Source organism: Ascidiaceihabitans donghaensis, from assembly GCF_900302465.1.
GTDB lineage: Bacteria > Pseudomonadota > Alphaproteobacteria > Rhodobacterales > Rhodobacteraceae > Ascidiaceihabitans > Ascidiaceihabitans donghaensis.
In genome coordinates this window covers 2,327,367-2,354,073 of record NZ_OMOR01000001.1, presented here as the reverse complement: position 1 = coordinate 2,354,073, position 26,707 = coordinate 2,327,367, and the positions used below count along the sequence as shown (strand labels likewise).

Below are 26,707 nucleotides of genomic sequence, written 5' to 3'. Positions count from 1 at the left end.
CATGCGGCGAGGCAGCGACATGCAAACGGTTCACGACATTGCAACCCAGATTGTTCACCGTGAAGGTGGGTACGTCAACGATCCCGATGATCCCGGAGGGGCTACAAATTTTGGCGTAACCATCCACACCATGCGCCGGTTGGGGCTGGATCTGGACCGCGATGGCGCAATCACACCGCGTGACGTTCAGGCACTCAGCCGTGCGCAGGCCATTGATATTTTCGTAAAGCACTACTTTGAGCGCCCCCAAATCGCAGAGCTGCCCAAAGTGCTGCATGCGACAGTGTTTGACATGTATGTCAACGCAGGTGGCAATGCGGTGAAGATTTTGCAACGCTTGTTGCGCGACATGGGGCAGGCAGTTGTTGTGGACGGCGCACTTGGACCACAATCAATCGGCGCCACACATGCCGCCCACAAACAGGCGCGCGGCTACATGGTGGACGCATATGGCATCGCACGCCGTAACTATTATTTTCGCATCGCAGACAAACGCAGCGCCAGTCGAAAATATGCAAGGACACGGGCAGGGGGCAAAGGCGGCTGGATCACCCGCGCAGAAGAATTCATTTCACCCAAATACCACCTGTCAGCGGAACAATTTCAGCAAAGGATCGCATCATGGGGTTGATAGAACGTATGTTTGGTCTGGTCTTTGGCGGGGGCAGCAATGTCATCCGCGACACAGCACATGTCTTTCGGGAGAACGCCGAAAATGGCGCCGGGCGTCAAGCGCGTATTCAAGGTCAAGCCATGCAGCAATACGGACGCGAGTTCGAGGTGCCACGCCAAGGCGGTTTTGACCGGTTTATGGATGGCGTTAATCGTTTGCCGCGGCCTGCTTTGGCACTGGGCACGATGGGGCTGTTTGTGTCCGCCATGGTCAACCCGCTTTGGTTTGCAGAGCGTATGCAAGGCATCGCTTTGGTGCCTGAACCCCTTTGGTGGTTGTTGGGGGTGATCGTATCCTTTTATTTTGGTGCTCGTCACCAAGTCAAAAGCCAGCAATTTCAGCGCGAGATCGTGGGATCGATGGCGCATGTTCCGCAAGTCATGGAAAACATCCAAGCCCTGCGCAGCTTGCGGGCGGACAGCATAGGTGCCGCAGATACCGGGCAAGATGCACGTCTGGGTGTTGCATCTATCCTGCCTGATGCCAATGCTGCCCTTGACGCTTGGAAACGTCGCAAAGCGTGATGCTTTTCCCCGCGACAATGTGATCACCTGAATTTGGGGAATTCCATTGGCGCGGGGCGGATGCGGCCCTATACCGTTAGGTATGATTACAGAGCTTGGACATTTCGCACTGCTGCTCGCCTTTGTTGTGGCGATCGTGCAGACTATTGTTCCCCTGATCGGGGCACACAAACGCTGGTCGTCTTGGATGGCGGTTGCAGAACCCGCAGCATCGGCGCAGTTCCTGCTGACGGCTTTTTCGTTTGCTGCACTGACTTGGGCATTTGTGACATCTGATTTCAGCCTGCGTCTTGTGGTGTTGAACAGCCATTCTGCAAAACCGCTTTTGTACAAAATCAGCGGCACGTGGGGCAATCACGAAGGATCAATGCTGCTTTGGGTGCTGATCGTGACATTGTTCGGCGCGACAGCCGCCTGGTTCGGCAATAACTTGCCCCCAACCTTGCGCGCCCGGGTTCTTGCGGTGCAATCCGCCATTGCAGTGGCGTTTTTCGCTTTCATCATTTTCACGTCCAACCCGTTTGTGCGCTTGGGCGTTCCTCCGTTTGACGGACAAGATCTGAACCCGCTTTTGCAAGATCCCGGTTTGGCGTTCCATCCGCCGTTCTTGTATTTGGGCTACGTTGGTCTCAGCATGGCGTTCAGCTTTGCGGTTGCAGCCTTGATCGAAGGACGCGTGGATGCGGCATGGGGCCGTTGGGTGCGTCCTTGGACCTTAGCCGCATGGGTGTTTTTGACCATCGGTATCGCGCTTGGATCGTGGTGGGCGTATTATGAACTTGGCTGGGGCGGGTTCTGGTTCTGGGATCCGGTCGAAAACGCATCATTCATGCCTTGGCTGTTGGCCGCCGCGTTGCTGCATTCCGCTATTGTCGTGGAAAAGCGCGAAAGCTTGAAAAGCTGGACCATCTTGCTTGCTATTCTGGCGTTCGGGTTTTCGTTGATCGGGACATTCATTGTGCGGTCTGGCTTGCTGACATCGGTGCATGCCTTCGCCAACGATCCCGAGCGGGGCGTGTTCATTTTGATGATCCTTGGCTTTTTCATGGGTGGGGCTTTGCTGTTGTTTGCCTTTCGCGCCAGCACCATGGAGGCCAAAGGGATCTTTGGGGTTGTCAGCCGTGAAAGCGCTTTGGTGACGAACAATGTGCTGTTGGCTGTCAGTTGCTTTGTGGTGTTTGTCGGCACGATGTGGCCGCTGGTCGCAGAGATGTTTTTTGACCGAAAGCTCAGCGTTGGGCCCCCGTTCTTTAACATGGCGTTCACACCCTTCATGTTGGTGTTGGGCCTGGTGTTGCCGGTCGGCGCCATGTTGCCTTGGAAGCGTGGTCAGTTGACCCGCGCAATGGCGCCTTTGAAATACGCGTTCCTGCTGGCTTTCGCCATTGGGGGACTGGTTTGGGCGATGCAAACCGGACGCAGCTTGTTGGGGCCGATTGGGGTGTTTCTGGCGGCGTGGCTGATTATGGGGTCCGTTGTGGATCTGTTGTCGCGCACTGGTCGTGGCGGGGACCGCTTCGGCAGGCTTCTGCGCCTTCCGCGTGCTGATTGGGGCAAAACGGTTGCCCATTCGGGGCTTGGGATCACTATGATGGGGGTCGCTGGGCTAACGGCTTGGCAGCAAGAGGACATTCGTGTCGCCCAGATCGGTGAACCCTTCGATGTAGGCGCATATACGCTGACTTTGGACGGTGTCGAAGAGTTCGAAGGACCAAACTACCTGTCCACCATGGGATTGGTGACACTGGCGCAAAACGGGCGTGAAATCGCACAGTTGCGTCCTGAAAAGCGGATCTATCCCGTGGCACAAATGCCAACCACCGAGGCGGCGATTGACTATGATCTGGCCCGCGATGTCTACGTTGTGATTGGCGACCCGCAAGCTGCAGGGGGCTGGGCCATTCGGACCTACATCAAGCCTTTGACAAACTGGATTTGGATTGGCTGCGCTTTGATGGCCTTGGGTGGACTGCTAAGCCTAAGCGACCGGAGGTTCCGCGTGGCCGCGGGCGCCCGTAAAGCTGCGACGCCGCAAGGGGTGCCCGCGGAATGAAGCGTTTTGTCTTGATGTTGTGCCTGTTGGCTGCCCCTGCTTGGGCTGTTGAACCGGATGAAGTGTTAAGTGATCCAGTGCTGGAACAACGGGCGCGTGACATTTCAAAAGGATTGCGGTGTCTGGTGTGCCAAAACGAAAGCATCGACGAAAGCCACGCGTCTTTGGCCAAAGACCTAAGGGTGCTGGTGCGTGAACGGTTGGTGGCGGGCGACAGCGACACGCAAACTGTTGATTTCATTGTCGAGCGCTATGGTGAATATGTGCTGTTGAACCCGCGCGCGTCCGGATCAACCCTGTTGCTTTGGGCGGCGGGGCCTTTGATGCTTTTGCTGGCTGGCGCGATCGGGTTTGGCTATGTGCGCAAGCGGGCGGGTGCCAAAGCGCCACAAGAGGATGCGTTGAGCGTTGAAGAAGAAGCACGTTTGCGGCAAATTTTGAAAGAATGACGCGCGGTTTCGCTTTTCAGGCGGGACCGTTTTGATATGTCAGGGGCAAGCTTTGAAAAAGGACGCCCCATGGATTACCAAACACTGACATATGACCTGTCTGACAACATTGCGCTGATCTCGCTTAATCGCCCGGACGTGATGAACGCAATGAATACGCAAATGCGGGCGGAAATCCAACATGCGGTGACACAAGGCGGGCGCTCTGCGCGTGCCGTAGTCATGACAGGCAATGGCCGGGCGTTTTGTTCGGGACAAGATTTAGGGGACAGTGGGGATGGTACCGGTTCTGATCCCGAGCAGTCATTGCGGGACGAATATGAACCGATGCTGCGTGCGATTTTTGATTGCCCTGTGCCTACGATCGCAGCTGTAAACGGGGCCGCAGCAGGCGCAGGGGCCAATCTGGCGCTGGCGTTTGATGTGGTGATTGCTTCTGAAAGCGCCTATTTCATGCAGGCCTTTACGCGTATCGGCTTGATCCCGGATGCGGGCGGCACCTACACAATGCCGCGCACCATGGGGATGGCAAAAGCCATGGGGGCTGCGCTTTTTGCGGACAAAATCAGTGCCAAGCAGGCCGATGATTGGGGCATGATCTGGGAACACGTCGGGGATGATGTCTTTGACGCGCATTGGAAGGCCAGAGCGGCCCATCTGGCCCAAGGGCCAACGGCCGCCTACGCTTCTGCCAAGATCGCTATTCGAGGCACTTGGGACAACGATCGAGAAGAACAGCTTGCCCTGGAAGCCAAAGAACAAGGCAACTGCGGACGCACCCGCGATTTCAAAGAAGGCGTTTTGGCATTTTCAGAAAAGCGTCCGGCGCTTTTTGAGGGGCGGTAAACGATCCGCCTGTCTTTGTGTTTTAGGTCGCGTGTCGGGCGACCAAAAGCACATCTTCGGCACATGGGACATCGCCTGCGCGTGACAGCACTGCCACAGGGGTGCCGTCCGCACGCAATGTGATCAGTGCAGACGCATCGTCTGAATCAACTGTAATGACGGGGGGCGCGTTTTGCGCGTCATAGATCACGACGATCTGGTCATTTTCCGTATCAGGGTCAGCAAGCAAGGCACATTCTGTTTCAATCATCGGCGCTTTCATCAACGCAGCCCAGTGCTGTTCGGGGGCGGGTCGTTGCGTGTGTGTCGCCATGGTGTCTTGCCTCTTGTCTGCACGCCACGTCCAAATAGCTGCGTGCGGTCCATTTAGCAGCTGCTGATACCAGCCAAATCTGCGTTTTTGAATCGTCTTGAGCTTAGTTAATGGGTGATGGATTGCCGGGTCAAGCGCCGCAAGGCCATTGTGACAGCTGCGGCAACAATGGCCTTTTATCGCGTTTATTGCAGGTTAATTTCGATGCCAATTCAGCGAAAAACCGCTTGTTTTGGTGTGGGGGTATCCAGAGATTACGTGATTTGGTGGGCGTAAAATAAAACGCCCCGCTGCATCTGCGCGGAGCGTTTAAACTGGTTAGAACTTGATTTTCGTTAGCGGTTTTCGATGTCCACATAGTCGCGGGATGTGTCACCAAGATACAATTGGCGTGGACGACCGATTTTATTTTGTGGATCAGCAATCATCTCTTTCCATTGCGAAATCCAGCCCACGGTCCGTGACAGTGCAAAGATCGGTGTGAACATGGACGTTGGGAAACCCATCGCTTCAAGAATGATGCCTGAATAAAAGTCCACGTTCGGGAACAGTTTCTTTTCTGCGAAATACGGATCGGCCAGTGCGGCTTTTTCCAATTCCTTCGCAACTTGCAAAATTGGATTGTTTTCCACACCCAGCAATTCCAGAACTTCGTCTGCGGATTGCTTCATCACGGTCGCACGCGGGTCGTGGTTTTTGTAGACGCGGTGTCCAAAGCCCATCAAGCGGAACGGATCGTCTTTGTCTTTGGCCCGGGCGATGAATTCAGGAATGCGGTCCGGTGTGCCGATTTCATTCAGCATTTCCAGACATGCTTGGTTTGCACCACCGTGGGCAGGGCCCCAAAGGCAGGCGATGCCGGCCGCAATGCACGCAAACGGATTGGCACCGGACGAGGACGCCAAGCGGACTGTCGACGTAGATGCGTTTTGTTCGTGGTCTGCATGTAACGTAAAGATACGGTCCATAGCTCGGGCCAAAATGGGATCGACGTTATATTCTTCTGCAGGAACAGAGAAACACATGTGCAGGAAGTTGGCGGCGTAATCCAGATCATTGCGTGGATACACAAACGGTTGCCCGATCGAATACTTGTACGCCATTGCAGCAATCGTCGGCATCTTCGCAATCAAACGGTGGGACGCGACTTCGCGCTGATACGCGTCGGAAATATCCGTGCTGTCATGATAGAACGCAGACATCGCGCCCACCACGCCGACCATTGTGGCCATCGGGTGTGCATCGCGGCGGAACCCACGGAAAAAGTTGTGCATTTGTTCGTGGATCATCGTGTGGCGCGTGATCGTCGCCTCGAACTCTTCCAAAGCCGCTGGTGTCGGCAGCTCACCGTACAGCAGCAGATAGCATACCTCTAGATAGTGGGATTTGCCCGCCAACTGGTCAATGGGATAGCCACGGTGCAACAATTCGCCTTTGCCACCGTCAATGAAGGTGATTGTGCTGTCGCAGCTCGCCGTTGAGGTGAAGCCAGGGTCATATGTAAAGACGCCAGCCTGCGCATAGAGTTTGCGAATATCGACCACATCCGGGCCTGCGGTTGGCGAAAACATTGGCAACTCATACTCGGTGCCGTCAATCGTCAGCGTTGCGGATTTATTACTGTCGGTCATGTTATCCCTTCCTATGTCATCATCCGGGGTTCTCCCGGTTGCGTTTGAGCAGCGACGCTCAGCACAATTTTGCGGTTCAATTCCCGCAGTTGTGCAGTTGTTATACTGTGCACCCTTTCAAAGGTCTTAACCCTCGACGGATGCAGCCTCATTCAGTCGGGCAAGGGTTTCCTCGCGCCCCAGAACAAGCATCATATCGAAAACCGAAGGGGTTACCGCGCGTCCTGCAAGTGCCGCCCTTAAAGGCCCAGCCAACTTACCGAACTTGGTGCCCTGAGCCTCGGCAAAGCCATTCAGGACTGTCTCCAGTGTGTCTCTGTCCCAGCTAGCATTTTGCAGATGCGGCGTCAATTCTCTCAGTATACCACGGGATACCAAATCAAGATGTTTTGAAGCTTTTTCATCTGGCGTGATAGGGCGGCTGGACAGAACAAATGCTGCCTTTTCAAGAAGTTCAGGGAAAGTTTTGGAGCGTTCTTTCAAAAATGGCATTGCAGCCAATAAGCCCGTCAGTTGTGCCGTATCCAATGCATCGCCGCCAGACGCGTTCAGAAATGCTATCAATTCGCGCTGCAACGCAGCGTCACTTGCCGCCGCAATGTGCTGCCCAGACAGGTTTTCCAGCTTTTTAAGATCAAATCGCGCGGGGCTTTTGCCGATTCCACCCAGATCAAACCAGTCCAGCGCCTGCGCGTCGCTAAAGAATTCATCGTCACCGTGGCTCCAGCCCAGCCGCGTCAGGTAATTGCGCATGCCTGCGGCGGGATACCCCATCGTCTGATATTCTTCCGCGCCCGTTGCGCCATGCCGTTTGGACATTTTTTTGCCGTCTGGCCCATGGATCAGTGGAATATGTGCCCAAACTGGCACCTTCCAGTCCATCGCGTTGTAGATCATCATCTGGCGTGCGGCGTTGTTCAAATGATCATCGCCGCGGATCACATGGGTTACACCCATATCATGATCATCGACCACAACAGCCAACATATAAACGGGACTGCCATCAGAGCGCAGCAGCACCATATCGTCCAACTGGTCGTTGCGTATAGTCACATCGCCTTGCACGGCATCCTTGATGACGGTGTTGCCATCACGGGGCGCTTTGATGCGTACAACGTAAGGTGCGTCGGGGTGGGTGTCATCTTGGGCGTCTCGCCATGGGCTGTGATACAGCGTTGATTTTCCTTCCGCTTTCGCCGCGTCGCGAAAGGCCTGGATGTCATCTTGTGTTGCGAAACACTTATAGGCTTTGCCTGCGGCCAACAGTGTGTGGGCCACCTCTGCGTGACGGGAGGCGCCTTCGAACTGGCTGACGGGATCACCATCATAATCCAGTCCCAGCCACGCCATGCTTTTCAGAATCGCTTCGGTGGCTTCGGGGGTCGAACGCGCACGGTCGGTATCTTCGATACGCAGCAGGAACTTTCCGCCGCGACCGCGCGCATATAGCCAGTTGAACAAGGCTGTCCGTGCCCCGCCAATGTGCAAATAGCCAGTAGGAGAGGGTGCAAAACGGGTGACGACTGCATCGGTCATTGGCGGAATTTACCTTTCCGTAACCATAAAGGGGATAGCGTTCTGACCTGTCTATATAGTGAAGAAACCGGGGGCAAGCATGCGCGCCTTAGAAGCAGTGCGCGGCGTTTGGGCCGCACAGCGCGGGCATTTGTTTGCTTGGGTGCCTGTGTGCTTGGCCATCGGCATAGGTGCCTTCTTTTCATTGCGGTTTGAGCCATCATTGGGGGTCATCGGAAGCGTTGCGATGATCGGCGTCTCTGCGGCCGCTTGGGGCTGGCACAAGCGTGCTTTCGGATCACCTTTGACAATCGCGCTTTGTATCATCTGCGCAGGATTTGTTGTTGCAGCGTGGCGCGCCCACAGCGTTGCGGGGCCTATTTTAGGGTGGCGGTACTATGGCGCGATCGAGGGTCGGGTGATTGCGATGGATCGGTCGTCTTCCGATGCGGTGCGACTGACGTTGGACGCGGTGACACTGGACGATGTGTCGCCGCGGCGTACACCGCTGAGGGTTCGCATATCCTTACACGGTGATGCGGCTTTCGGGGTCACGGCCTTGCCTGGAATGCGCATCATGACAACCGGGCACCTGTCGCCTCCGGGGGGGCCTGTCGAACCCGGCGGTTTCAATTTCCAGCGCCATGCGTGGTTTGGGCAGTTGGGGGCGGTTGGATATACACGTGTGCCCTTGGTCGCCATCAAAGCCCCGAAACGTGGCGACATGTCGTTGATGATTTTTCGGCTGCGCATGGCGATTTCTGCGCGCGTCCAGCAGACGTTGCCCGGTGATGTGGGCGGATTTGCAGCCGCTGTTACAACAGGGGACAGGTCGGCATTAAGCAAAGAGGCGCTGAATGATCTACGCGCCAGCAACACCGCACACCTGATTGCGATTTCAGGGCTGCATATGGGATTGTTAAGCGGTTTTGTCTTTGCGTTGTTGCGTATTGTTATCGCATTGATCCAGCCGCTGGCATTGCGCATTTCGGCACGCAAATGGGCGGCCGGTGGTGCGCTTTGCATCGCTGCGGTTTATCTTGCGTTGTCGGGGGGCAACGTGTCCACAGAGCGCGCGTTTATCATGGTTGCGGTCGCATTGACGGCGGTGATGTGTGACAGACGCGCCATCAGTTTACGTGCCGTGGCAATGGCCGCAATCATTGTTTTGGTTCTGCAACCCGAAGCCATGTTGGGGCCGGGGTTCCAGATGTCTTTTGCAGCGACAACGGCGTTGGTTGCCGTGTTCGGGTGGATGCGCGATGCACAGATCAAATTAGGACCGGATTGGGCGCAACCCGTTGTTGGGGTCGTGTTGTCCTCTGCGATTGCCGGATTGGCCACGGCGCCAATCGGGGCTGCACATTTCAACGCTGTGGCGCATTACGGATTGGTGGCCAACTTGTTGAGCGTGCCATTGATGGGCATGATCGTCATTCCTGCGGCTGTATTTGCCGCCCTTTTGGCGCCCTTTGGGCTAGAAGGCTTGGGCTTGTGGGTCATGGGATTGGGTTTGCAGTGGATCCTTGGTGTGGCTGACTGGGTGGCTGGGCTGGAGGGTGCGCGCGGCTATGTTGCTGGGCCGGGACCGTGGGTTCTGCCTGTAATGGCATTGGGCGGTTGCATGGTCATTATCTGGCACGGCCGATTGCGGTGGCTTGGCACGGTTCCTGTTGTTTTGGCTTTTGCAATGTGGGGGGGCGCACAGCGTCCCACAGCACTGATTGCCGACAACGGATCATTGGTTGGGGTTATGACAGATGCAGGCCGCGCCCTCAGCAAGGCCAAAGGGGCAGGATTTGTCGCACGCAACTGGTTGGAAAATGATGGTGATCCAAGCAGTCAATCATATGCTGCAGGGCGGTGGCCGGGGGACGGGGGACGGCTGCAAGTCACGCATATCGGGGCGGTGGAACTGGTTCATGTCATTGGTAAAAAAGCTGCATCTGCCGTTCTGGACTGCGACGCACGACAGCTTTTGGTGGCCTCTGCGCCACTCAAGATCAGCGGATGCCCGGTGTATGATCCGCAACGTTTACGACAGACCGGCGCCGTGGCTTTGTTTGCCAAAGGGGATGGCCTTGATGTGGTGACAGTACGTGATGTGACGGGTGACAGATTGTGGTCAAATTGGGCCAAATGAAAACGACAAAGGCGGCCAAAACCTGACCGCCTTTGCAAAAAGAAATGGTGTGGTCAGTAGGTGCGGATAAGGCCGACCAGCTTGCCCTGCACTTTGACTTTGTCGTCCGTGAAAACGCGCGTTTCATAGGCGGGGTTGGCGGCTTCCAAAGCGATGGTGTTGCCCTTGCGCATGTAGCGCTTCAGCGTGGCTTCGTGGTCTTCGACAAGGGCCACAACAATATCGCCGTTGTCCGCCACGGACGTTTCGCGGATCACCACGACATCACCGTCATTGATGCCTGCGTCGATCATCGAATCGCCTTTGACTTCAAGGGCATAGTGATTGCCTTGGCCTGCCAACATCTGCCCGGGTACGGCCACATTGCGCGATGCATGGCTGATGGCTTCGATGGGAACACCCGCAGCGATCTGCCCCATAACTGGCAGTTCGATCGCGTGAATGGCGTCGACGGGCAGGGCAGCCGGAGGGGGTGGCCCATCAGGCCGATCGCCCTGAATGACACGCGGTGTAAATCCGGATGTGGGTGCGCCACCCATGCTTTCGGGCAGCTTCACAATTTCGATGGCACGGGCGCGGTGGGCAAGGCGGCGGATAAAGCCGCGTTCCTCCAAGGCGGTGATCAATCGGTGAATGCCGGATTTGGAACGCAAATCCAGCGCTTCTTTCATTTCGTCAAAGCTGGGGGGGACACCGTCGCGCTGCACACGCTTGTGAATAAATCCCAGCAAATCCAACTGCTTCTTGGTCAGCATACTTGGTCCTCACGCCTGTTGGTTTGCGTTTGTTCTATTCATGTTCTTGTTTTGTGTCAACGATTTGTTAAAATTGATGCAAATATCTTACCAAATCATTAAATTGCAATTGTTTCGACGACATCGCCTATGGCGCGGGCAGGGTCGCCGGCGGGGCGCACGATCAAAACATCCGATGTGGACAGAACCGACAACAATGAGCTGTCTTGCAGATCCGCGCTGATGACCCCCTGGGCAGTGGTCGTGCCGCGCATGTAGTGTTCGCGTGGTCCGTTTGCGGTCAAAGGTGCTGCCAAAGTCATCTTTTGCCGTGGCGCTGCGGTTTTAGGCAAACCCTGCATGGCACGCACAAGTGGTGCTATGAAAACACTGCCGCAGACCATTGCAGACACAGGATTTCCCGGCAACCCGACCATTGGCATGCCTGACAAACGCCCCGCCATCAGCGGCTTTCCCGGTCGCATGGCGACTTTGTAGAACGACTGTTCCATGCCCATTTCAGCGGCCACTGGCGCCACCAGATCATGGTCCCCCACAGAAGCGCCGCCTACTGTGATCACCAGATCGGAGCCTTTGGCCAGATCGAAAGCCGCACGAAGCGACCCTTCCGTGTCGGCAGCAATCGGCAATATGCGGGGGTGTGCGCCAAGGTCTTCCAACATGGCTGCAAGCCCAAAGGTGTTGGACGCGATGATCTGGTCTGGGCCCGGGGCTTCGCCGGGCATGACCAATTCATCCCCCGTTGAAATCAGGGATACAACAGGTCGGCGCACAACGGGGACATCGGCGATGTTCATTGACGCCAACAGTGCGATATCGGCAGGCGTCAGCAGACGCGGCGCAGACAGCGGGGTGCCTTTTGTGAAATCAACGCCAGCCGCTCGAATGTTGTCTTTGGATCCAACATTCCGGCCCAGAGTAATCAAATCACCGCGGCGGATCGTGTCTTCTTGAATGACGACAAAATCTGCGCCCTGCGGTACCGGTGCGCCGGTGAAAATACGCACCGCTTGCCCCGCACCCACAACGCCGTCCCAGCGATGTCCTGCTGCACTTTCACCTATCACCTTGAAAAGCGCGTCTGCCTCGACCTCGGCCGCCTTTACGGCGTATCCGTCCATCGAAGACGCCGCAAAAGGCGGCTGTGTGCGCTGTGCAGCAACATCGCGTGCCAAAACACGTCCATTGGCGTGGCGTAAGGGCACGTCTTCGGTGGCCAGTGGCGACACCAAAGCGAACAGCGCATCCAAAGCCTCTGTGACGGTGATCATGACAATTCGCCTTCCTGTGCCAGTTCATCGATTTGTGGGGCTTCTTCGTCCATGGCCGAAACGAGACTGGTTAAATTCCGCCAGTCTTTACCGTTTGACGTCATGACGCCTCGTAACGCCCTGATTTACCGCCGTCTTTCAGGACCACGTGAATGCCGCCGATTTCCATCGCTTTATCCACCGCTTTCGACATGTCGTACGCGGTCAATGCGGCCGTGGAGGCGGCCGTCAGGGCTTCCATTTCAACACCGGTCTGTCCGGTGGTTTTCACGGTGGCCGTGATGCGGATGCCGGGAAGATCTGCGTCGGGGGTCAAATCGACCGCGACTTTGGTGATGGGCAGCGGATGGCACAGCGGGATAAGATCGCTGGTGCGTTTGGCGGCCATAATACCAGCCAGACGTGCAACACCCAGAACATCACCCTTTTTGGCGCGGCCTTCGGTAATGATATCAAAGGTTTCGCGCTGCATCTTAATCCAGCCTGTCGCCGTGGCAATACGGTCTGTGACGGCCTTTTCAGAGACGTCGACCATATGTGCGTCGCCTTTGGCATCAAAATGGGTCAGTGCCATTACATGCCACCAGGCATAAGCGGATTGGCCAAAAGATCGCGGGTCGCGGCCATAACGTCGTCCTGCCGCATCAGGCTTTCACCGATCAGGAAACTACGCGCACCGTACATGGCCATTTCAGCCAGTTCTTTTGGCGTGTTCAGACCGCTTTCGCAGATGATCATTTTATCGGCGGGCACAAGCTTGGATAGGGTGCGCGTGGTGTCCAAAGTGGTCTCGAACGTCTTGAGATTACGATTGTTGATGCCGATCAACGGGCTTTTCAAATGGCCTGTGCGTTCCAGTTCTGCCTGATCATGCACTTCAATCAAGGCGTCCATGCCCCATTCAAAAGCGGCAGCTTCCAGTTCGGCGGCCTGAGCGTCGGTGACGGACGCCATCACGATCAAAATACAATCTGCCCCGAGGGCGCGGGCTTCGGCCACCTGATAGGTGTCATACATGAAATCTTTACGCAAAACGGGCAGCTCGCACGCGGCACGCGCATCTACCAAGAATTCTTTGGCGCCTTGGAAACTGGGCGTGTCTGTCAACACCGACAAACAGGCCGCACCGCCGTCTTCATAGGCTTTGGCATGGGCGGCGGGATCAAAATCATCGCGGATCAACCCTTTTGACGGGCTGGCTTTTTTGACCTCTGCAATCAGTGCATAGCCTTCGCGGGATTTGACGCGTAACGCATCGGCAAAGGGACGTACAACAGGGGCAGATTGCGCCTCTGCTTGGACTGCTTCGAGTGGTTTTGCGGCCTTGTCGGCTTCGATTTCCTCAAGCTTGTACGCTTTGATTTTGTCCAGAATGGTGTCGGTCATGATGATGCACCTTTTGTTATTGCAGCCACAGCTGTGATTTTAGCGCGTGCCGCACCGCTGTCGATGCTTTCACGCGCCATTTCGACGCCTGCCTTCAGGTCAGGCGCTGCATCCGCGACAACCAACGCCGCCGCCGAATTCAAAAGCACGGCATCACGGTAGGCGGACGGGGTGCCGTCCAGCAACGCATTGAAGTCACGCGCGTTTTCTTCAGGGGTGCCGCCGATGATGTCCTCGAAGGGATGCTCGGGCAGGCCCGCGTCTTCGGGGGTGATCTCAAAATCGCGCACAGAGCCGTTTTCCACTGCCGACACCCAGCTTACTCCGGTGATTGTCAGCTCATCCGTGCCGTCGGATCCGTGAACCAACCATGCCTTTTCGGAACCAAGCGCCAAAAGCGTTTCTGCCATGGGCCGGATCAATTCGCGTGAAAAAGCGCCCGTCAGCTGTCGCTTTACACCGGCAGGGTTGGTCAGAGGCCCAAGGATGTTGAAAATAGTGCGTGTGCCCAATTCCGCCCGCGCAGGCATAACATGTGCCGTGGCAGGATGGTGCATCGGGGCCATCATGAAACCAATGCCGACTTCGTTCAGCGCCTTTTCCACCACGTCCGGCCCAACCATCACGTTCAACCCCATTTGGGTCAACGCATCCGCCGCGCCGGATTTGGAACTGAGGTTGCGATTGCCGTGTTTGGCCACCACCACGCCAGCACCAGCCACCACAAAGGCAGTGGCCGTGGAAATATTAAGCGTGCCTTTGCCGTCGCCGCCGGTGCCCACGATGTCCATCGCACCTGCGGGGGCCCGTACCGAATTGCATTTGGCACGCATCACAGCGGCGGCCGCGGCATATTCATCCACGGTTTCGCCGCGTGTGCGCAACGCCATCAGCAGACCACCCGTTTGGGCAGGGGTGGCTTCGCCGTCAAACAGTATTGAAAATGCCTGCTGGGCCTGATCACGTGTCAAAGGGCCGTTGGCCGCGGCATCAATCAGCGGTTTTAAAGCGTCACTCATGCAGGCACCTTCATTGTATCGACGAAGTTTTTCAAAAGGGCGTGCCCGTGTTCGGAGCGAATGGATTCAGGGTGAAACTGCACGCCGTGTATGGGCAGGCTGCGATGTTGCAAACCCATGATGGTTCCGTTTTCAAGCTCGGCGGTGATATTCAAGCTGTCGGGCAGGGTGTCCCGGTCGACCACAAGCGAATGATACCGCGTGGCATCAAAGGGCGTGGGCAATCCCGCGAAAAGCCCTTGGCCTGTGTGATGCATCCGCCCCATTTTACCGTGTACAATTTCATCGCAGCGCACGACTTGACCACCGAAGGCCTGACCAATGGTTTGATGCCCCAGACAAACCCCCAAAAGCGGTGTCTGCGTTTCGGCAGCGGCTTGCGTCAAGGCCAGACATATTCCGGCCTGATCGGGATCGCATGGTCCAGGTGACAGCAAAATCCCGGCGGGGTTCATTGCCATCGCGGCCTGTACGTCAATTTGATCGTTGCGGCGCACTTCGATTTCGGTGCCAAGAACACCAAGGTAATGCACGAGGTTATAGGTAAAACTGTCGTAATTGTCGATCAGAAGCAGCATGTGATTAACTTTTGGTTCCGGCTTTGTTTTCAGGGCTAGAGAGGCGTCGCGGGGCAGTGTAGAGTATGCGTCATACATGTTCAGGCTTGTGCGCCAGCGTCAAGAGGTGCGGCAAGCCAAGATCAGGCAATTGAGACAGAGCAAACAGGCGGAGACGACGGGCAATGGCACGGGGATTTCTGAGCGGAGCAGTGATGGGCGGCGTGGTCAGCGTTGCAGTGGCAGGGGCAGCATCGCTTTTGTCGGGCGATTTGGCCGTGCCGCAAGTGTCTGATGCAGCGCCGGGTGGCGTGGACGCGCCAGCTGTTGGAGAGGCCGCACAAACTGCAGCACAAGCCACAGCCGCGCGAGACGCAGATCTTGTACAAGACAGTGCCGCGCAAACCGCAACACCGACACCCGACGATGTGGATGCGGCAAAACAAGCAGGCGAAGATCGACCGACAGTGCCGCAAGCAGGCAATGTTCAGGGGTTGGGCGATCCATCACAAGGTGCAAGCTCTGCTGCGGTGGATGTGGACGGGGACGCGCCCGTACTGCCAAGCCCGCAAGCCGTTTTGCCCGAAGCGGAAACACGCGAAGAACTATCAATTTCCACGGACCCCGCGCAGCCTCCGGCGCCTTCGGTGCCTGATGCTGAAACAGCCTTTGAAACGCCATCGACGGATGCGCCCGCGCAGCCGCAAGCCCCTGACGTGACAGGGCAGGCTGCGCCGGACGATGTGACGTCGGAAGACACCAACACGCCAGAAACGCAGGTCCCGGAAACATCGGCTGAACCAGACGCGCAGGCTGAAAACAACACCACATTGCCCACCACATCAAATGCGCAAGCGGCAGATTCAGAGCGCCGCCCGACCATCGGGCAGCCTGCCGGTTCTTTGGTGGACCGAACCGACGATACCCCCGAAGTTGTGGACACAGCGCCAGCCCCGAGTGAGCCCGCTTCAGACACGCGTCCGATTGTGGCCTTTGCCCAGCCATTTGAGCGATCGGAAGACAAGCCGTTGATGTCTATTGTGTTGATCGACCAAGGCACGGACCTAAGCGAAGGACCTGTCGGTTTGGCTGCTTTGCGCAGCTTCCCGTATCCGATCACCTTTGCCATTGACCCGAATTTGCCTGACGCGGCATCACGTATGTCAGGGTACCGCGCGCAAGGCTTTGAGGTTTTGATCCTGATGGATTTACCAACAGGTGCCACGCCAACTGATGCGGAAGTGACATTGGATGTGGCGTTTTCCGCATTGCCCGAAGCCGTTGGCGTGCTGGAAGGTGTGTCGACAGGGGTGCAGGAAAACCGTGAGGCATCCGATCAAGTGACCCAGATTTTGGCGGCATCCGGTCACGGTTTCGTGGTCCAATCCAAAGGGCTGAACACGGCGCAAAAACTGGCCGCACGGGCGGGGGTGCCATCGGCAACGGTGTTTCGCGACTTTGATAGCGCGGACCAGACCCCCACCGTCATTCGTCGCTTTTTGGATCAGGCCGCATTCCGCGCAGGCCAAGAAGGTGGTGTGATCATGATGGGACGCTTGCGGGCCGATACCATTTCGGCGCTGATCTTATGGGGCCTCCAAGACCGCGCATCCCGCGTGGATCTGGCGCCTGTTTCGGCATTGTTGGGGACGCAAGACGACGGGTGAGATCCCTTGAACAGTAGGTCGTGGAGATAGTGAAATGACGTTTTTGACAAACCTAATTTGTGTGGCCGTCGCGGCTTTTGCAGTGCATGTGCCAATGCAGGCTCAGGCGCAACAGCTTCAAACCTTCGGCACAAAAGCAAAGGTTTTGGTCATCGACGACACCGGTTTGAGCGCAGAGCAAACAAAGCAGTTACGAAGCTTTACCAAAAAACGCTCATATTTCGGGGCCTTTGCTGCAAGCCCGTCAACGGGCCGTTGGGATGCAGAAACAGGTTTTTCCAGTCAGGCAAAGGTGCAAGAATTTGTCCGGGGCAAATGCAACATCTTGGGCGGTACATCGGATTGCAAAATTGTGGCAGTATCAATCCCGACCTCGTTGACCGTTAGCACTACAAATGCGACTGGCCTGTCCTTGGCGCAGTTAGAGTACTTCGAACAGACATATTTGAAAAATACCCGCCGATACCCGCGTGATTACGCGGCGTTTGCTGTGAACGGATTTTTTGCAGTTGCGCGGTGGGGGCGTGGGCATGAAGCGCGTGCTGTTTCGGACGCTTTGGCAGATTGCCGCAGGTATGGCGCACGGTTCAAAGGACAAGACACAGCGGAGGTTTACAAACTGCGCGTAAAGCTCGGGTTGCTTGAATGCTCTGTCATTGATGTGCGGCGGCATAAAGACCGGAACTAAATACGGCCCTTGGCCGCCTAACGGGTCAATTCCTTCATCCCGCGCTCCAACCCGTTCAATGTCATCGGCACCATGCGGTCTTTGCCAAAGATCTCTTGGATCATGGTGATGGAATGGGTGTAGTTCCAATATTTCTCTTGGATGGGATTAATCCACAGATGTGACGACCATTGATCGCGCGCCCGTTCCAGCCAGACTTGGCCACTTTCGGGGTTCCAGTGTTCGTTCGCGCCCCCGGGGTAGGCGATCTCATAGGGCGACATGGATGCGTCGCCCACAAAAATGCATTTGTAATCAGGGCCATAGGTGCGCAGTACTTCATGGGTGGATTGCTGTGCGTCCCAGCGGCGGCGGTTGTCTTTCCATACGCCTTCGTAAAGGCAGTTGTGGAAATAGAAGTGTTCCATGTGTTTGAATTCTGTGCGCGCAGCCGAAAAAAGTTCCTCAACGACTTTCACATGCGGGTCCATTGAGCCACCAATGTCCAAAAACAGCAAAACCTTAACGGCGTTGCGGCGTTCTGGCCGTGTTTTCACATCCAAGTAACCATTTTCAGCCGTGGCGCGGATGGTCCCATTCAGGTCCAATTCGTCTTGTGCGCCATCACGGGCCCATTTGCGCAATCGCTTCAAAGCGACCTTGATGTTGCGCGTGCCCAGTTCAACTGTGTCGTCCAAGTTCTTGAATTCGCGCTTGTCCCAGACTTTGGTTGCCTTTTGGTGACGCGATTCTTTTTGGCCGATGCGGACGCCTTCGGGGTTGTAGCCGTAGGCCCCAAAAGGCGAGGTGCCAGCCGTGCCGACCCATTTATTGCCGCCTTGGTGGCGGCCTTTTTGTTCCTCAAGACGCTTTTTCAACGTCTCCATTAACTTTTCAAAGCCGCCCATGGCCTCGATCTCGGCTTTTTCGTCTTCGGACAGGTGTTTTTCGGCCAACTTCTTCAGCCAATCGGACGGGATATCGACAGCCTCCATGACCAGTTCGATGGAAATGTTTTCCAAACCCTCAAAAGCCGCGGCAAAGGCGCGGTCGAATTTGTCGATGTTGCGTTCATCTTTGACCATGCTGACGCGGGCCAAATAATAGAAGGCTTCGATGTCGTAGGTCGCAAGCCCCGCTTTCATACCTTCCAGAAACGCCAAAAATTCGCGCAATGACACAGGCACGCCGTTGTTGCGCAGGCTCTCAAAGAAGGGAATGAACATCAGACGCCCACGCGCTGCAAGATCACGACGCAGATGGTGCCGACAATGGCAAAAGCCAATGCATAACCCGCTGCATATTGTGCGATGTCCAGTTTGTTGCCACCGCGTCTTTGTGCTGTGAAACCGCCGATAATTGCGCCGAATGCCGCGCCGCCCCAGATGATCATAGTGTCCGCCCCTTAGCAAAAAGGTATTAAATGCGGCCTTTTTTCAGCGGGCTGAGAGACGAGATTTCACGCAGCTTGGCCCGCACGGCCCAGTCAGGACCAAATCCGTATCGCGCCCACCCCAGACTGTCCAGTCTGACGGTACGTGCTTCTGCGGTCCGGCCTTGCAAATCAAGCGCTTCGGCCCGCAACAACAGCAGCGTGGACAACAGGGCTGCATTTTCGTTTTGCGCCGCTTTGTCTATGTGCGGCGAGATCAGCCGCAAAGCCCGTTCGCCGTCGCCTTGGGTCACGGCACGCGCCGCCAACTGGGTCGCAACATAGGCACGGTGCAGGGTGGCTCCGGGGGTCTTGGCGTAGTATTTGTCAGCCATCAAAAAGTGCTGGTACGCCGCTTCGGGATCGGACCCCAACAGAATACGGCCCTTGGCGTAATGCGCGAACGCACGGCGGTGATCTTGCCAACCCATGGCGGCGGCAATGTTCAACGCTTTGTCTGCGGCCACAAGCCGGGCCTTCATTGCGGTTCCGGGCCCAAGTGCGGATTGCACCGCTTGAGACCATGCGCGCGGTGTGCGGGTGGCGAATTTGGCGGCACGGGCGCCGCCCGCGGGATTGATACGGTTGAAAATCTGCGGCAAACGCTGCGCCACTTGGCCGCGTGTCATACCGGACCGGATTTCCGGTGCATAATAGGCCTTCAACATCATCATATCGAAGCCTGTCAGAACCGTGTGCACGTTATCATCGTTGAACACGCTGTCGGGCAAACGGTACAGGTCATTCAAGGGCCCAATGGCTTGTGCCAGTTCTTCATGAAGGCAGTCGCGTACCTCTTGGGGGCTTGCATCATTGGGCAGGAAAATCGCCAATTGTTTGCGTTCGCGCATCTCGGCCCAGCTGGTGCGCGACGTGCGTTTGGCTTGGCGATATTCCTTGATAGAGGTGATGTTCGGCACCACAAAACACGCAGCATGGGGCAGGGCGCGGCGAATATCGGCACGACTGACAGCTTCAATGGTGATGTTGGCGGGCTTGTTTGATGCGGTTTGCTGGATGTCGATGCTGGCTTCTGAGCGCAGTCTGTGCAGCAGCTTGTTCAGATCAGATCCAAGGGACGCAGGCGGGGCACCTGTGACACGCACTGAAATCGGCGTCTCAAAACGGGTGAAAACCGGTAGTGCGCGCCCGCTTTCCAAATTGAAAGACAGTTCCACAAAATCCAGCGCCAGATCGTTGTTCGATTTGGCAGGGCGCACTGGACGCGGCGCTCCAAATGTTTTCATTGGTGGGAATGTGCTGTTCGCAATCGCGGCACGGGTGGCTGTGTCCGTGGGCGTTGTGGGCATACAGGCATTCAACGTCAGGGCCAGGGGCAGAAGAAACCGTCTCATGTTGCCCTCTGGTACTTAAGAAAGGGGGTCAACTGAGCGATGCGGTCGTAAAGTTTGCGGGCTGTGGCGTTGCTGTCTTGCGTATTCCAATAGACGGACGGGGCATTTTTAGCGTCGGCGGCGGCGTAGACCGCTTCAATCAAGGCTTTGCCGACACCCTGTCCGCGTACAGCCGGATCCGTATACAGGTCTTGCAGGTAGCAGGTGTTCTCGATTTTCCAGCCGTGGCGGTGGAACAGGTAGTGGGTTAATCCGACAAGGCGGCCATCCAGTTCGGCGACCAGACCTGAGAAGTCTTGTGGATCATCTCCGAGAAGGCGATCAAAGTAGACGTCAAACGTGCGTGTGGGCACCGAAGTTTCGTAAAACTCCAGATATGCTGTCCACAGCGCGGCCCATTGTTCGCGGTCTGACGCCGCAAGAGGCCGCACACGGAGTGCGTTGGTTGTCGTCATTACTGGTGCCTGCCCAATATTATTGCCGTTGGAGGGTCTTTTGCCCCCTCAACCCGACCTTGATAGGGAGCAATTAAGGCAAAAACGTGGCAAATGGTGCAGAAAATTACACGCAAAGCGGGAATGCGTCGAGCGCACTCATGGTGTTAAGGCATTGTTAAGGTTAACGAAATGCTACTTTGGAGGCCCGTGGCAAAAAAGTCCCAAATGGGGCGGAAAGCCGATTTTTGCCTTATTTCAAATCCTTGGCAACCGGGCTTGAGTTAATGAATTATGCCTCAAGCGGCTGCCAAGTTTGGTAAATGCCATTTGATTGGCATCAAGAGCGTGTTAGCGCCGCTCACCGCGGGCCATAAATGCGAGACGCTCAAACAGATGTACGTCTTGTTCGTTTTTCAGCAAGGCACCATGCAGCTTTGGCAAGGCACTGGCGCCGCCGGTTTTCAAATCCTCGGCGCTCATGTCTTCGGCAAGCAGCAGCTTGAGCCAGTCCAGCACTTCGGATGTAGACGGCTTTTTCTTTAGACCCGCTTGTTCGCGGATTTCGAAGAACTGCGTCAATGCCGTCGTCAGCAGTTGTTCTTTGATACCCGGATGGTGGACTTCGACAATTGCGCGCATCGTGTCCATGTCGGGGAACCGGATATAGTGAAAGAAACAGCGGCGCAAAAAGGCGTCTGGCAGTTCTTTTTCATTGTTGGACGTGATGATGACGATAGGGCGGTTCACGGCGCGAATTGTTTCGCCTGTCTCATAGACATAGAACTCCATCTTATCGAGCTCTTGCAGCAGGTCATTCGGAAATTCGATATCCGCCTTGTCGATCTCGTCGATCAGCAGCACGACTTTCTCACCGGCTTCAAAAGCCTCCCACAACTTACCCTTGCGGATATAGTTGGCGACATCATGCACTTTTTCTTCGCCCAACTGGCTGTCGCGCAACCGCGACACCGCGTCATATTCATACAGGCCTTGCTGTGCGCGGGTTGTGGATTTGATGTTCCATTCAATCATACGTAGACCAAGGGACGTGGCCACTTGCTTGGCCAATTCGGTCTTACCTGTGCCGGGTTCGCCTTTAACGAGCAAGGGGCGCTCCAAAGTGACGGCGGCATTCACCGCAATCGTTAGGTCGTCGGTGGCGACATAACTGTCAGTGCCTTGGAATTTCATAGTCTTTTCCCCTTAAGAATATCGTAACGTGTTGCCCGCTTTTAGCCACAAATACGCAGTATTGTGTAGTGACAATCGTCGGGGGCTGCGATAGACGCTGCGGCATAAGCCTTGGCTTCATAGAATTTGAGGGATCAGAAATGGCAAATGCCAAAACGATCGAGGGGGACGACATGAAACAAGAGACGTTCTTGCCGGATGACTACCGTCCTGCCGAAGATGAACCATTTATGAACGACCGTCAGGTCGAGTATTTCCGCCGCAAACTGCAAAACTGGAAATCGGAATTGCAAGCAGGCAGCCGCGACACCATTGAAGCGCTGCAAGACGGAACACGTAACATTCCGGATGTGACGGATCGTGCGTCGGAAGAAACAGATCGCGCCCTGGAATTGCGGACGCGTGACCGCCAACGCAAACTGGTCGCAAAGATCGACGCGGCCTTGCGCCGTATCGACGAAGACGAATTCGGCTACTGCTCGGTCACGGGCGAACCCATTTCTTTGAAACGTCTGGATGCGCGTCCAATCGCCACCATGAGCCTTGAGGCGCAAGAGCGTCACGAGCGCCGTGAAAAAGTGCACCGCGACGACTGAATGCGTCTTGGATAAAGTTTCAAAAACGCGTGGGTCTGTCGGCCTGCGCGTTTTTGCGTTTCGGCGATGTGTTAAGTGGGTGACAAGGCGATGCTTCGAAATGTGATTGTGGTTGGTGGCGGAATTGCCGGTCTTGCGGCGGCCACACTTTTGGGTCGTGCAGGGGCATCTGTTACACTTCTGGAACGGGCCCCAGCCCTGCGCGAGGTGGGCGCAGGCATTCAAATTAGTCCGAATGGATTGACTGTTCTGCGGGCCATGGGGCTTGAAACGCCTTTGCAACAGTCGGGCGCCGTTCAAGCGCAGGCCGTGTGTCTGTGTGATTACAAACGACCCGGTGAGGTGGCCCGTCTGGATCTGACACGTCTTGGGAATGATCAAAAATACTACTTTGTTCATCGCGCAGATGTGTTGACCGTTTTGGTCAATGCCGCGCGTCAGGCCGGTGTGCAGATTATGACCAATATGGCTGTGAAGGCGATCTCTTCCGGAGCGCCGGCCTCGGTCGACCTGATGGATGGCACGTGTTTGCGTGCCGAACTTGTGGTGGCTGCTGACGGCGTACATTCTGTCGGTCGCAGCGGCCTGAACCCTACATCCGATCCGTTTTTCACAGGGCAGGTGGCATGGCGGGCGATGGTTGAAAACATGCATGATGTGCCATCCGAAGCCCGCGTGTTTATGGGGCCGGGACGACATATCGTCAGCTATCCACTGCGCCACGGTAAGTTGGTGAACATTGTGGCTGTTGAAGAACGCGATACTTGGGTTGCTGAAGGGTGGGATCACGTGGGCGACGCCGACGTGTTACGGGCGCGGTTTGCCGATTTTGAAGGGCCGTCGGCTGCGTTACTGGACGCAGTTGGTGACGTGTCGGTCTGGGGGTTGCACAGGCATCCGATTGCAAAGACATGGTACAATGAAGGCGTCGTGTTGGTTGGCGATGCTGCCCATCCGACGCTGCCGTTCTTGGCACAGGGCGCGAATATGGCGCTGGAAGATGTTTGGGTTCTGGCACAATGTTTGAAAAACAAAGGCTTAGATGGCCTGCAAGCCTATCAGGATGTTCGCATGGCCCGCGTGCCACGCGTTTTGAAAGTGGCTGACGGGAATGCGCGCAATTATCATTTGCGGCCGGGACCGATGCGGTCTGTAGCGCATTTAGGTTTGAAGACGCTCAGCAATCTGGCCCCTGGCGTGATGCTAGGGAAGTTCGATTGGCTGTATCGTCACGATGTCACAGCACCGCGTTAGATCGCCAGATCGACCCAAATGGGCACGTGGTCAGATGGCTTTTCCCGTGCTCTGATGTCTTTATCAATGGCGCAATTGGTTAATGTATCGGCGCATGTGGGGCTGAGCAAAAAGTGGTCGATGCGGATGCCGTCGTTTTTGTTCCATGCCCCTGCCTGATAATCCCAGAAGGAATACTGACCGGGCCGCGGATCACGAGCGCGGAACGCATCCGTCAAACCAAGGTTTATCAATTTACGAAAAGCTGTGCGGCTTTCGGGCCGGAAAAGGGCGTCTTCTGTCCAGACTTCTGGGCGGGCGGCATCTTCGGATTGTGGGATGATGTTGTAATCGCCCGCCATCAAAAAAGGCATTTCTTCCGCCATCAGCTGTTCGGCGCGATTTTGTAGGCGCTGCATCCAAGCCAGTTTGTAGTCGTATTTCGGACCGGGCGCAGGGTTGCCGTTTGGCAAATACAGGCCGCACACGCGCAAGGGGTGGTGATCGCCCATAACCGTTGCTTCGATCCAACGCGCTTGTTCGTCGCTGTCGTCGCCGGGCAATCCGCGTGTGACGTCTTCGAGGGGCAGTTTTGACAGGATGGCAACCCCGTTGAAAGACTTTTGACCGTGGGTTTCGACGTTATAGCCGCGATCCTCAAACAGCTCGCGCGGGAAGTTTTCATCGACGGACTTGATCTCTTGCAAGACGACCACGTCTGGTTGCGCTTCATCCAACCATTCGGGAAGTGCATTTATGCGCGCTTTGATACCGTTGATGTTGAAACTGGCGATTTTCATTTGGTCGCTCCCTGCAGTGGCACTGAAGCTATCGCCGAAGTCGATGGATTGGGCAAGGGGCGTGTCTTCACAGATTCGCCGATAAAGAATCTATTAACGGGAAAATACATCTTAAAGTTGTTTAATTTGACATGAGTTGAGGCATACACACCCGCTCATTTTGATTAATTAAAGTTTTTTGAAATCAGGATATAAGCCATTAATAACTAGTAAAAACATATAATTATGCGTGTTACATAAAGTAGAAAAATGTACGCATTAATCAATTATTAACTGTATTTTTCTTTTAACACTCTCCTTTAACGTGCAAGCAAAGAGACATTCAAACCAACCTCAAAAAGGAAGTTTACAATGACTGCACTGCGCAAATCCGACCTTCAATTCGATTTGATCGATACCGCTGCTTTTGCTGGCGAAGGCGTTGAAATGTTTTCATCTGGTTCGGCCCCGTCTGCCTCTGAAATGCTGACCGGAGATCTATGTGATGCGTTTTCTTCCGGCTCTGCGCCGACGATGACAACTGGCGCTGAAACCGGGTTGTTTTCGTCCGGATCTGCACCAAATCTGGCGTCGATGTCTTTGACTGGCGATGCTGTCGAGATGTTTTCTTCGGGCTCGGCGCCGGTCATGTCATCTGATGCGTCACGCGGTGAAGCCGTGCAAATGTTTTCGTCAGGGTCCGCGCCAGTTACCACATCGCAAGTGACAGGCGACGCGACCGAGATGTTCTCGTCAGGGTCTTAACCCCCACGCTTTGGCACGTTTGAAGTCACATAAGGACACCTGAATTATGACCAATATCGTAACTTTGAACGTGCCAGCACGCCGCCAAACGGACCAAGATCAAATATCGCATTTGATTGCAGGCTTCGGGCAGCACCGCAGAGGGCCAGACGATGTGTTTTGGCTAAAAGAGAATGCGGAATTATTGAATATTCTGGAATGCACTACGGCTGACATCTTGCCAAACGCCTTGGAAAACCACCAAGCGTTCTACGCGGGTCTAAAGCAAAGAATTGCCTTTTTCCCACAATATTACAGGTTCTTACTGTCTATCTGCTTGGATTTGGAAGACCTTGGGTATGGCGGATCGCAAGGCGAAAGCTTGTGTGATTGGGTGGTAACGCAAGGCCTGCCTGAAGCAGAATTGTCAGACTTACAACGTGCTGAGGCCCGCCGGTTACTGGCAAGGCGCGGCGTGGACCTGAAAGACGATACAGGATTAACGGAACGGTTGCACCGATTTATCGATAGGGCGGACACGTTTGCTTTGCCCAACAAAAAAGCAGCCTATGAGCTGACACATATCGTGTTCTACCTTTCACAATACGGGCGTTGTGATCCGAAACTAAGCAACAATGCTATTCGTGGACTGCGGTTTGCGGGTATTTTGGCCTATCTCGATCAAAACGCCGATCTGTTGGCGGAAATCTGCATCGCACTGCGGTATGCAAACCAAACACCCCCGCAGGTTTGGGAAGATTGGGTGATGCGAACGCTTTCGGATTTTGACGTCCAAGCTGGCCAAAATGTCGATGTCGCTGACGACTACCACATGTTTTTTGTCTGCGGGTGGCTGTCTCGCCTTAAAGGAGGGACTGCGCATAATGTTACAATCCCCGAAGGGCGTATGCGTTTGACGGCAGCAGCAATGCCAGCGGGTCCGCTGCGTAGCATGTCAGCCTGCTTGTTTCAAATGGAAGGGTCGCGCAGCGCGGACTGGCATAAGATGCGTCCTGTTCTGGAACAATCCGTTGATGAAAATGGGTACTTGATCTTGCAATCTGCAGCACAGTCGATAGATGAATTCGACGTGTTTTTTGAAGGATTTTCCCGCGTTAGCTTCGCATCGTAACCCATTACATAGAAAAAGAAGTTCCGCATCCGCAGGCGCTGGTTGCATTCGGGTTTTCAATCACAAAACGCGCACCAATCAACTCCTCTGAAAAGTCGATCACAGCATTTGACAAGAACGGCAGCGACACGGCGTCCACAATGACTTTCTGCCCTGATCCTTCCAGCACCAGATCATCTTCTTTCGGAGTGTCGAGCGCAATTTCATATTGAAACCCGGAACACCCGCCACCTTCAACAGCAACACGCAGGGCTTGGCCCTGATCGTTGGCTCCAATTTCGGCAAGGCGTTCAAATGCGCGGGCTGTGACTTTTGGGGGCAGTTGCATGACCTGAGGCT

28 protein-coding genes are annotated in these 26,707 nt (G+C 55.5%); 12 read left to right on the top strand and 16 right to left on the bottom strand.

Going from position 1 to position 26,707, the window contains the following annotated elements; translation table 11 throughout:
* Positions 1–19: 19 nt before the first annotated feature.
* From ASD8599_RS11760 to ASD8599_RS11740, 5 genes are all read left to right on the top strand, one after another.
* Positions 20–631 carry a holin-associated N-acetylmuramidase gene (locus tag ASD8599_RS11760; RefSeq protein ID WP_108828714.1) on the top strand — a complete coding sequence of 204 codons (612 nt, stop codon included), beginning with the start codon at positions 20–22 and terminating at the stop codon, positions 629–631.
* A complete protein-coding gene (locus tag ASD8599_RS11755; RefSeq protein WP_108828713.1) occupies positions 622–1,197 on the top strand; it encodes a holin family protein in 576 nt (191 codons plus the stop codon). The genes ASD8599_RS11760 and ASD8599_RS11755 overlap by 10 nt, the downstream gene beginning before the upstream one ends.
* Positions 1,198–1,279: 82 nt before the next feature.
* The gene (locus ASD8599_RS11750) at positions 1,280–3,250 is read left to right on the top strand and encodes a heme lyase CcmF/NrfE family subunit (RefSeq protein ID WP_108828712.1); all 1,971 of its coding nucleotides are present in this window, start codon (positions 1,280–1,282) and stop codon (positions 3,248–3,250) included.
* The gene (locus tag ASD8599_RS11745) at positions 3,247–3,699 is read left to right on the top strand and encodes a cytochrome c-type biogenesis protein (RefSeq protein ID WP_108828711.1); all 453 of its coding nucleotides are present in this window, start codon (positions 3,247–3,249) and stop codon (positions 3,697–3,699) included. The genes ASD8599_RS11750 and ASD8599_RS11745 overlap by 4 nt, the downstream gene beginning before the upstream one ends.
* Positions 3,700–3,768: 69 nt before the next feature.
* Positions 3,769–4,545, top strand: a complete 777-nt coding sequence (locus ASD8599_RS11740; RefSeq protein ID WP_108828710.1) for an enoyl-CoA hydratase-related protein — start codon at positions 3,769–3,771, stop codon at positions 4,543–4,545.
* A gap of 22 nt (positions 4,546–4,567) precedes the next feature.
* On the opposite strand, the gene ASD8599_RS11735 is transcribed toward ASD8599_RS11740, so the two are convergent.
* The 3 genes from ASD8599_RS11735 to gltX all read right to left on the bottom strand — a co-directional run bounded on the left by ASD8599_RS11735 (position 4,568) and on the right by gltX (position 8,025).
* Positions 4,568–4,858, bottom strand: a complete 291-nt coding sequence (locus ASD8599_RS11735; RefSeq protein WP_108828709.1) for a hypothetical protein — start codon at positions 4,856–4,858, stop codon at positions 4,568–4,570.
* Between the two features lie 335 nt (positions 4,859–5,193).
* Positions 5,194–6,489: a citrate synthase gene (gltA, locus tag ASD8599_RS11730; RefSeq protein ID WP_108828708.1), complete on the bottom strand. Its 1,296-nt coding sequence runs from the start codon at positions 6,487–6,489 to the stop codon at positions 5,194–5,196.
* Positions 6,490–6,615: 126 nt separating this feature from the next.
* Positions 6,616–8,025 (bottom strand): glutamate--tRNA ligase, encoded by a 1,410-nt coding sequence (gene gltX / locus ASD8599_RS11725; protein WP_108828707.1) that lies wholly within the window; start codon positions 8,023–8,025, stop codon positions 6,616–6,618.
* Positions 8,026–8,104: 79 nt separating this feature from the next.
* Here gltX and ASD8599_RS11720 point away from each other — a divergent pair, with 79 nt between their 5' ends.
* Positions 8,105–10,147 carry a ComEC/Rec2 family competence protein gene (locus tag ASD8599_RS11720; RefSeq protein ID WP_108828706.1) on the top strand — a complete coding sequence of 681 codons (2,043 nt, stop codon included), beginning with the start codon at positions 8,105–8,107 and terminating at the stop codon, positions 10,145–10,147.
* Between the two features lie 53 nt (positions 10,148–10,200).
* Here the strand turns inward: ASD8599_RS11720 and lexA are convergent, their stop codons facing one another.
* The 6 genes from lexA to ASD8599_RS11690 all read right to left on the bottom strand — a co-directional run bounded on the left by lexA (position 10,201) and on the right by ASD8599_RS11690 (position 15,156).
* The gene (gene lexA / locus ASD8599_RS11715) at positions 10,201–10,902 is read right to left on the bottom strand and encodes a transcriptional repressor LexA (protein ID WP_108828705.1); all 702 of its coding nucleotides are present in this window, start codon (positions 10,900–10,902) and stop codon (positions 10,201–10,203) included.
* A 98-nt stretch (positions 10,903–11,000) separates the two neighbouring features.
* Positions 11,001–12,173 (bottom strand): molybdopterin molybdotransferase MoeA, encoded by a 1,173-nt coding sequence (locus ASD8599_RS11710; protein ID WP_108828704.1) that lies wholly within the window; start codon positions 12,171–12,173, stop codon positions 11,001–11,003.
* 100 nt (positions 12,174–12,273) lie between these two features.
* Entirely contained in the window at positions 12,274–12,747 is a 474-nt protein-coding gene (moaC, locus tag ASD8599_RS11705) for a cyclic pyranopterin monophosphate synthase MoaC (RefSeq protein ID WP_108828703.1), read from the bottom strand.
* Entirely contained in the window at positions 12,747–13,559 is an 813-nt protein-coding gene (gene trpC, locus ASD8599_RS11700) for an indole-3-glycerol phosphate synthase TrpC (RefSeq protein ID WP_108828702.1), read from the bottom strand. The genes moaC and trpC overlap by 1 nt, the downstream gene beginning before the upstream one ends.
* A complete protein-coding gene (trpD, locus tag ASD8599_RS11695) occupies positions 13,556–14,578 on the bottom strand; it encodes an anthranilate phosphoribosyltransferase (protein WP_108828701.1) in 1,023 nt (340 codons plus the stop codon). The genes trpC and trpD overlap by 4 nt, the downstream gene beginning before the upstream one ends.
* A complete protein-coding gene (locus ASD8599_RS11690; protein WP_108828700.1) occupies positions 14,575–15,156 on the bottom strand; it encodes an anthranilate synthase component II in 582 nt (193 codons plus the stop codon). Before ASD8599_RS11690 ends, trpD begins: the two co-directional genes overlap by 4 nt.
* Before the next feature lie 164 nt (positions 15,157–15,320).
* Here ASD8599_RS11690 and ASD8599_RS11685 point away from each other — a divergent pair, with 164 nt between their 5' ends.
* Together ASD8599_RS11685 and ASD8599_RS11680 are read left to right on the top strand one after the other, a co-directional pair.
* A complete protein-coding gene (locus ASD8599_RS11685) occupies positions 15,321–16,802 on the top strand; it encodes a polysaccharide deacteylase family 2 protein (RefSeq protein WP_108828699.1) in 1,482 nt (493 codons plus the stop codon).
* Positions 16,803–16,836: 34 nt separating this feature from the next.
* Complete coding sequence (locus ASD8599_RS11680; RefSeq protein WP_108828698.1) at positions 16,837–17,490, top strand: hypothetical protein; 654 nt, start codon at positions 16,837–16,839, stop codon at positions 17,488–17,490.
* A 17-nt stretch (positions 17,491–17,507) separates the two neighbouring features.
* Here the strand turns inward: ASD8599_RS11680 and ASD8599_RS11675 are convergent, their stop codons facing one another.
* The 5 genes from ASD8599_RS11675 to ASD8599_RS11655 all read right to left on the bottom strand — a co-directional run bounded on the left by ASD8599_RS11675 (position 17,508) and on the right by ASD8599_RS11655 (position 21,884).
* A complete protein-coding gene (locus ASD8599_RS11675) occupies positions 17,508–18,695 on the bottom strand; it encodes a vWA domain-containing protein (protein ID WP_108828697.1) in 1,188 nt (395 codons plus the stop codon).
* Entirely contained in the window at positions 18,695–18,862 is a 168-nt protein-coding gene (locus tag ASD8599_RS11670) for an apolipoprotein acyltransferase (RefSeq protein ID WP_108828696.1), read from the bottom strand. The genes ASD8599_RS11675 and ASD8599_RS11670 overlap by 1 nt, the downstream gene beginning before the upstream one ends.
* Positions 18,863–18,888: 26 nt before the next feature.
* The gene (locus tag ASD8599_RS11665; protein WP_108828695.1) at positions 18,889–20,256 is read right to left on the bottom strand and encodes a DUF2927 domain-containing protein; all 1,368 of its coding nucleotides are present in this window, start codon (positions 20,254–20,256) and stop codon (positions 18,889–18,891) included.
* Positions 20,253–20,711 carry a GNAT family N-acetyltransferase gene (locus ASD8599_RS11660; RefSeq protein WP_108828694.1) on the bottom strand — a complete coding sequence of 153 codons (459 nt, stop codon included), beginning with the start codon at positions 20,709–20,711 and terminating at the stop codon, positions 20,253–20,255. Before ASD8599_RS11660 ends, ASD8599_RS11665 begins: the two co-directional genes overlap by 4 nt.
* Before the next feature lie 330 nt (positions 20,712–21,041).
* Positions 21,042–21,884, bottom strand: coding sequence for an AAA family ATPase (locus ASD8599_RS11655; protein ID WP_108828693.1), 843 nt, complete (start codon positions 21,882–21,884; stop codon positions 21,042–21,044).
* Between the two features lie 173 nt (positions 21,885–22,057).
* On the opposite strand from ASD8599_RS11655, the gene dksA reads away from it, so the two are divergent.
* Both dksA and ASD8599_RS11645 read left to right on the top strand, forming a co-directional pair.
* Positions 22,058–22,480, top strand: a complete 423-nt coding sequence (gene dksA / locus ASD8599_RS11650; protein ID WP_108830147.1) for an RNA polymerase-binding protein DksA — start codon at positions 22,058–22,060, stop codon at positions 22,478–22,480.
* 90 nt (positions 22,481–22,570) lie between these two features.
* Positions 22,571–23,734: an FAD-dependent monooxygenase gene (locus ASD8599_RS11645; protein ID WP_108828692.1), complete on the top strand. Its 1,164-nt coding sequence runs from the start codon at positions 22,571–22,573 to the stop codon at positions 23,732–23,734.
* Here the strand turns inward: ASD8599_RS11645 and xth are convergent.
* Positions 23,731–24,513, bottom strand: a complete 783-nt coding sequence (gene xth / locus ASD8599_RS11640; RefSeq protein WP_108828691.1) for an exodeoxyribonuclease III — start codon at positions 24,511–24,513, stop codon at positions 23,731–23,733. The two genes, ASD8599_RS11645 and xth, sit on opposite strands and share 4 nt — an antisense overlap.
* A 351-nt stretch (positions 24,514–24,864) precedes the next feature.
* On the opposite strand from xth, the gene ASD8599_RS11635 reads away from it, so the two are divergent.
* Complete coding sequence (locus ASD8599_RS11635) at positions 24,865–25,257, top strand: DUF6749 family protein (RefSeq protein WP_108828690.1); 393 nt, start codon at positions 24,865–24,867, stop codon at positions 25,255–25,257.
* Between the two features lie 46 nt (positions 25,258–25,303).
* Positions 25,304–26,368, top strand: a complete 1,065-nt coding sequence (locus tag ASD8599_RS11630; protein ID WP_108828689.1) for a DUF6902 family protein — start codon at positions 25,304–25,306, stop codon at positions 26,366–26,368.
* Between the two features lie 4 nt (positions 26,369–26,372).
* Here the strand turns inward: ASD8599_RS11630 and ASD8599_RS11625 are convergent, their stop codons facing one another.
* Positions 26,373–26,696 (bottom strand): HesB/IscA family protein, encoded by a 324-nt coding sequence (locus ASD8599_RS11625; protein WP_108828688.1) that lies wholly within the window; start codon positions 26,694–26,696, stop codon positions 26,373–26,375.
* Between the last annotated feature and the right edge of the window lie 11 nt (positions 26,697–26,707).